The organism is Frankia sp. CoWAU3 (assembly GCF_977971855.1).
In genome coordinates this window covers 1-3804 of sequence record NZ_CDWWXB010000140.1, presented here as the reverse complement: position 1 = coordinate 3804, position 3804 = coordinate 1, and the positions used below count along the sequence as shown (strand labels likewise).

The 3804-nt window shown below is 74.7% G+C and carries 1 protein-coding gene; it reads right to left on the bottom strand.

The features are described 5' to 3' along the window. On the bottom strand, positions 1-3757 hold a 3757-nt coding region (gene mobF, locus AC08ON_RS12700), incomplete at its 3' end, for a MobF family relaxase (protein ID WP_476617040.1). Positions 3758-3804: the final 47 nt, after the last annotated feature.

Below are 3804 nucleotides of genomic sequence, written 5' to 3'. Positions count from 1 at the left end.
TGGTGGCCGGGGTGCCGTAGGGCAGGCCGAGGTCGCGGTGGCGGAACCCCTCGACGGCCTCGACCCGGCTATCCCATCCGGTGGCGTCCAAGCCTGCGCTGGAACGGGCACCGAGGAATCCGGTGAGGTAGTCGGCGGGGTCGATACCGGCCCGGAACACGGCGTGCGCGATCTGCCGGTCGAGGGCTTCCTCGATCAGCCGGAGCCTGTCTTGGCGGCCGGTGCGTGCCTCGACGGTGCTTTCCCGGCTGCCTTCTCCGTGTGGCCTCGCCCGCGGGACGGTCGCGCCTTGAGCGTCGCGGAGGTGGCGGCGTTCGGCGGCGAGCTGGGCGGTGGGGTGACGGGCCAGGTGGTGGATCTCGCAGGTGTCGAGCAGGCCGACGAGCTCGTTCCACTCGTCGCGGGCCGGACGCGGCGGGGGGAGGAGATAGTCGGTGGGGTGGAGTCCCCGCTGCTGGCAGAGGTCGGTGACGCGGTGGTCGGGCACGGCAGCGCCGGTGCGGACGCTGCTCCGGTCCTCGCGGGTCAACGCGACGAGAAGATCAGCGGGCTGATGGCCGTTGTCGAGCAGGGCGTGCAGGCCGGCGATGGCACGGGCGCGGGGGATCTGTTCGGCGCGGCTGTGGAAGCGGGCGCGGGCCCGGCGGGGTAGAGCGTCGGCCCAGGTTCGAGCGAGGCGCGTGGCCTGATCATGGTGCAGCATCCACCGGGCCCGTAGGGTGCCGGCCGGTTCGCCGGATGAGGGTGGGGGTCCAGGGTCGTGAGGTGGGACGGCCGGCCGGTAGCGGGCGTGGTGGACGGCGAGGGCGCCGACGGCCCGGTCCCACAGAGCGCGGTCGGCGCCGGCGGCGGGTCGTGGCCCGATGCGAGCGACGAGATCGGCGGGCGGGTTGGCGACGGCGGCGGTGCGCAGGGCCGCTTCCGCGGCGAGTTCCGCGCGTCGCAGCACGGCGGGCGGCGCGGGCGGCGCGGGCGGCGCGGGCGGCGCGCCGGCCGCGCGGTGCGCGCCGCCGGATGGCGGGGGTGCGGGGAGTCGGGCGAGGCCGGCGAGGGTGTGGGTGCGCCGCAGCCGGTGGGCAGCGTGGGCGAGCGGGTCGTACTCGCTGGCGAGGCGTTCGGTGCGGGACTGGGCGAGGTGGTCGGCGAAGCGTTCGAGGGGTCCGGTCGGGTCACGCAGGACGGGCAGCCAGTCTTCTTCGTCAAGGTCGGCTTCGAGATCGGCCCGGCGGATGACGTAGGCCGCGAGATCGGTCCGGGCTCGGGAGAGCATGACGTAGAGGCCGGCGCGGCTGGTGTCGTCGGGGGCGACGGCTCGTGCGGTGGGCAGGGAGGAGCCTTCGGCTTTCGCCGCAGTGATCGCGTAGGCGTAGCCGAGACCGCCGGTGCGACCATCGGTGAACCGGTGGGTGAGGTACTCCCACGGCATCCGCACGCTGCCCTTCCTGGGAAAGCGGACGGTGAGGGCCTGCCGGTCAGGATGGTCGGGATCCAGGTGGACGGCGGTGACCCGGCCGAGGGTGCCAGTACGGTTGTAGGCCGAGGCGGGCTTACCGGCGGGGATCAGGGTGTGACCCGTCTGGGTCAGGGTGATGACCTCGTCGCCGGCCTGGAAGTCCCGGCCCGCCACGGTCAGGACCGGTCCGGTCAGGGTGCCGTCGGCGGCGAGACGGTCACGGGCGGCACGGGCGAGGATCTCCACGTCGCGGGTCCGCTCGGCCATCATGTGCAACGCTGCCGCGGGTCGGGGCCGGACCGTACCCCCTGACCGGCGCCGTCCCGGACCGGCGGCCGTCCACCCGTCGCCCTCCGTGCTGCCCGCGCCGTCCACGCTGCCCGGGTCGGTGGCGCCTCGAGGGTGCGGTGCGGTGCGTTCGGTGTACCAGTCGTTGACAACCTGGGCGAGCAGTGCTTCGCGGGAGTCGAACAGGCGGATCCGCCCGTCCGCGGCCAGCAGCTCGAGAGCCTTCCTCGCCGACGCGCCGGTGTCGGCGCGCAGCGCGCCGAGGGCGGCGCGGACCGGCGCAAGCGCCGCGCCGGTCTGCCGGTGCAGACTGCCCAACGCCGGCACGTCGGGGGTGGAGGCGACGAGATGGGCGTACCAGCCGCCGGCGCCGACCGCGCCGAGCTGCGCCGGGTCACCGAGCAGGATCAGCACGGTCCCGGTCCGAGACGCATACCGCGCCAGTCGGGCGGCGTCCCGGGTCGAGACCTGCGTGGCCTCATCCACGATGACCACGCTGCCCGCCGGCCACACCCGGCCCGGATCCTCAGTGTGATCGAGCAGGGTCAGCCAGCCGGACACCACCCGCCCGGCCACCCCGATCCGGCCGGTGAGTTCCTCGGTCTGCCGGCCCCCGTGCGCGGCGGCGAACACCTGCCCGCCGCCGGCGTGGACGATCCGGGTCAGCAGGCGCATCGCCTCGGTCTTCCCCGACCCCGCCGGCCCGACGACCGGCCGCACCAGATCCCCGGAGGTGAGCAGCCGGCGCACGAGGGTGATCTGCTCGGCCGACAGCGCCGGCCCCGACGGCCCACCGCTCCCCTGGCCGCCGCCGTCCTCGCCGCCGACGCCACCCGGGCCGTCCGATGACGGCCGCTGCTGCGCGGCGGCGAGATGGGCTTCGAGCGTGGCCGGGTCGACGAGGATCCGCGGCTGCGCGCCGGCCTCAACCCGGCCCTGCCGGCAGAGGGCCAGCAGGGTGTCCTCGACCTCGAGCAGTTCCTGCGTCGTGTACACCGGCTCGGGTTGCTGGCGGGCCCGGGCGGCGCTGTGGCCGAGCAGGACGATCCGCCGGTCGGCCAACACCTGGTCGGTGAGCCGGTCGACCTCGTCCGCGGGCAGCCGATCGGCGGCCCAGGCGGCCACCCGTCGTACCACGGCACGGCGGTCGAACGTCGAGTCGTGCTCGGTCAATCCGGCCGGGCCGGTCAGCAGGTCGCACAACCCGGCCAGGTCCTCACCGTCGACCGGGGCCCGGTTCCGGGAGGCGGGTGCGGCAAGGGCGCGGACCCGCTGCGGCGTCCATCCGGCGGCCGTCAGCCGTTCGTGTTGGATGCGGCGGACCTGCGCGTCAGCGAGGACCTTCTTCGCCGCCCGGGAACCGCGCTGCGCCGCCGCCTCGGTCACCCCACCCGGCGTCAACCCGTCGGCGACGAGCTGGGCGTACTCGGCCTGGACCTCCCCATGCCGGGTGGAGAACGCCGCCAGCAGCTGCGCGGGGAAGGCGGCGAGTTCAGCCACCCCGTTACGCACCGGCCCCCAGGCCAGTCCGCGCCGCCGGGACAGCTCATGGCGCAGCGCCGCCGCCCCCACATAGCCAGCGGTCTTCACGTGGGAGAGGAACACCTCCCCGTCCAACGCCCGCCAGTCCACCCGCCCCCGGCCCTGCTCATCGGCCACCGGCCGGCCTTGCTCATCCAGATCGGGGACGGCGGTCGCGTTCACCACGATGGAATGCACATGCAGATGGGCCTCGTCGCTCCGCGACACCTCATGCGGGTACGACACCGCCGCCACCCCCACCCCCGGACGGTTCCGGCCGGCAACGGTGCCCACCGTCGCATGCCGTTCCAGATAGCCGAGCACCGCCTCCACACCGGCGTCCATCGCCGCGGCCACATCCCGGCGAATCTCCTCATCCCCGAACGCCCACAGCAACGACACCGACTTCGGCGCCGAACACGTCACGTCATAGCCCAACACCACCGCCGGCGGCACCCGCGCGGCACAGAACCGATCCACCTCCGTCGCACTCACCAGCCACCGGCCCGTCCCCGCCTCCCGCACCGCCGCCAACCACGGAC